At 51.1% G+C, this 3,039-nt stretch carries 3 protein-coding genes and 1 pseudogene; all 4 read right to left on the bottom strand.

What is annotated here, in order from left to right; translation table 11 throughout:
* Positions 1-383: pseudogene (locus tag ACSV5M_RS21580) on the bottom strand (hypothetical protein); the annotation flags it as partial.
* Between the two features lie 6 nt (positions 384-389).
* Positions 390-1,304 (bottom strand): TIGR03756 family integrating conjugative element protein, encoded by a 915-nt coding sequence (locus ACSV5M_RS21575; protein ID WP_439178916.1) that lies wholly within the window; start codon positions 1,302-1,304, stop codon positions 390-392.
* Positions 1,305-2,224: 920 nt separating this feature from the next.
* Positions 2,225-2,638, bottom strand: a complete 414-nt coding sequence (locus ACSV5M_RS21570) for a DUF1525 domain-containing protein (RefSeq protein ID WP_439178915.1) — start codon at positions 2,636-2,638, stop codon at positions 2,225-2,227.
* A complete protein-coding gene (locus tag ACSV5M_RS21565) occupies positions 2,625-2,843 on the bottom strand; it encodes a hypothetical protein (protein WP_439178914.1) in 219 nt (72 codons plus the stop codon). The genes ACSV5M_RS21570 and ACSV5M_RS21565 overlap by 14 nt, the downstream gene beginning before the upstream one ends.
* Positions 2,844-3,039 lie beyond the last annotated feature (196 nt).

The following is a 3,039-nucleotide window of genomic DNA, read 5'->3' as shown; positions in this document are numbered from 1 at the left end:
CGCGCATCCGCCAATCCCTTGGTCACGAAGTCATACAGTCCAGGATTTATTTCCTGCACTTTAGAAATACCCCAGCCTACGACCATTGATCCCGCATTGGCGACAACATCATCAAAAAAGCCATAGAGACTTTGCTCGGCATTCCTGAACGTGTTGTTAATGCCGGCACGCGGATCGAATGAGCAGGCATTCCCGATTCCCCAATTGGCACCCAGACCCAGCTGAACACGCGTACGGTTGGTGTAACCAAACAAGTACGGGTCGGCACCTCCAATTTCGTAGTACCAGGACGAACTCCCCGTTGGGCGAACCTGGGCCGTGGCCGTTACAGTCAGCGTCGCCAACAGGGCAAGGGATAAACGAGAAAGCATTTTCTTTTTCATGATCAATCACCAGGTTACGGCATAAAGAAACGCAGCACCGGCCGGCTCGCAGCACGAGTACGGCCGCCAGAGATTCCACGCGTATTGTTCTGAGGTTTCGTACTTGCCATTTGCCCATCCGGATCGCTGTCCGAAGATTTCACCGCGAGATTGTTTTACCGGTGTGAGCATTTGCCACTTGTGCGTCGCGATATCGTTTTCTCTCACGGGCGGTGGTGGCCAACACTTGTTGCCACAATCCCGTTCGGCTTCGAGGTACACGCGCGGCGCTCGATCGCGGGACGTAACCAGGTCAGCAGCACGTTGCGCGGTTAACGCCGCCGACTTGGGGTCTTCGGCGTGCACCGTCCAGCCGATGCGTGGGAAAATATTGCCGAACCGTACGGTGGCTTTACCCATCACACGACGGCCGAGTAACGAGTCGAGATAGAACATTTCCGGAATGCCGGCATTCCAGCCTTTACGGTCCAGGTCAGACACAAAATACGGTTTGAAGCCTGTGATGCAGGACTTACAGAAATACCCACTCGAATTCATGCTTTCAAAAATGTACGCGGCCGGGTTACCAATCACGTCAACTTTTTTGAAATCCGCGTGGGTATCACCCGCTTTGCGATTGCGATGCGTAATGACTGTCGGCGTATCGGTGTTCCAGCTTTGTGTCTCTTTCCAGGGTGAATTTGCACCACTGTACGAGGTGACCACGAAATCCGGAATGTAGTGAGACACACGAACACTGGTATCAATGTCGCAGCCAAAAATCGTGCAGGTTATCCAGAAACAAATGCCACTCACGCGCCATTCCACACAATCTTCACAGGCCATGGCAGACTCCGTGATAACCGCACTGGTGATCTCTTCGGCACGAACGGCCGATGACAGTACGGCAACCAACATGATGATAGAAAATGTAATTTTCATTGATGTGTCTGATCCAGTGATTGGGAGCGTTCAAAGATCTTCTGTTGCAGTTTGACTACCGTCTTCATTGTTATCGAGGTTCTCCTCGAACTACTGCACTGGCAGCTCCTCGCGGTAGTAATAAAAACCGTCCTCGCCATCTGTCGTCATGCGACAACCGTATGACGCGCACTCTTCGGATATTCGTTTAGCGGGAATATCCACGACGTTGCAACCGCGAGGACAGTAGGCTGTGATCTTACTCTTCACGTCATACCTCAACATATTCTTGATGTGCAAAGTGAAAGGAATGCCAAACATTAGTCGACACGTTTTCGTGTCGAGATACTTCTAAAAAAATGTCAATATTTTTTTCATCACGACTGGTTATCGGGTTGGTATTCCCATGGATCTACTCCCAATTTTTTCGCAACAGCTTCACGAAACTCCCTTGCTGGTTGGATCGTTCCGCTGAGTGACATATAGAGATAATTACGGTGGTAACCGCACTCCGCTGCTAATTCGGATAGTACGATCCCTTTGTGTTTACACAGCAGCCAAACACTGTGTTGAAGTTGAATGCCTAATCTTTTGTGCACGCACAAAATTTCGGTTTCAAGGCTATTGTGCATTGCTAACTTTCCCACTCTGTTATATAAAAGTGGGAGAGTAGTCCAGCAGGCTCTGGTTGAGCCTCCAGCGACCTGAAACCTCGATGGCGGGTTCAGTTTGGACACTTTTCATTGTTCAGCCAGTAACGCCAAGAGTGAACACTGAACAATTGCGGCGGCGTTCGCGCGCGGCCGTCATCAAATACGCGAGCCCTTCCGAAACAAGATGTGCACGTCTTGTCTAGGTCGCCCGGCCGTCGACATCGGCCCCCACCATTTTCTGGACTACTCTCCCAATTCGTTACAGGAAGCAACACGCTTCCCATTTTTTTACTTACTCGCCTGTCGATACAACAACAGCGCGTGCCGAATATCCGTACTGCCATACACCACATACTTTCCGCTATCGAACACAATCGCCGGGGCTTTCTGCAGTTTGTATTTTCTTGCCAGCATATGGCCGTCGTAGGCAGTACGCAGCGCCTCGGTAAAGGCTTTGCCTTCGTCGCTCTGAATCCAGTATCCAGCAGCTTTTTCTGCCTGAACCGGAGCGCCAGCAAAACGCGGCAGGTGCTGATTAATCTCATTCGGTTTATTCAGATTAAATAAACGAATTGTCGCGCCGGGCAGCCGCACATCTGTTGTGATTTCGCCCCAATGAAACACATCAACCTGGACTTGTGCATTTACCATTGCGCTCATATAAATCAGGAACATCGACAGCAGTGTTTTACACATCGTCATCAGCATGCTCCTCTGTTATCTCGATATGCCAATCCACAGTTTCGCGTGTGATCTCATCCAATACCGGCGTCGCGTCCGTCTGCGCGACCTGCGTTGGACCTTTCACACCGTCGACGACGAGATAAAATTCGTCACCGGCTTTAATACTGCAGGGGTGCGAAGGAATCATATTGTCTTGGTGCTTTACGAAGGCGACGACAGCCATAAAAGTCTCCTGTGGTTGATTCAATTTATTGGGCAGCTTGCAGCACTGACCGGCGGCGCCTCTCACGCAGTTCTTCAGCCAGGATCATCGCGGCTTGTACTTCGGTGCAGCCTTCCCGCTCCATCACCAGGCGGCGCTCGCGCTTTTCCTCTTTCTCGGTGCCCGCTAACAGTAAGCAGGGCGTGGGCGGTACGTT

This window comes from Cellvibrio sp. ARAG 10.3, from assembly GCF_051846955.1.
In the GTDB taxonomy this organism is placed as follows: Bacteria; Pseudomonadota; Gammaproteobacteria; order Pseudomonadales; family Cellvibrionaceae; genus Cellvibrio.
The sequence above is the reverse complement of the archived record's forward strand: the minus strand, read 5'-3'. Positions and strand labels throughout refer to the sequence as shown.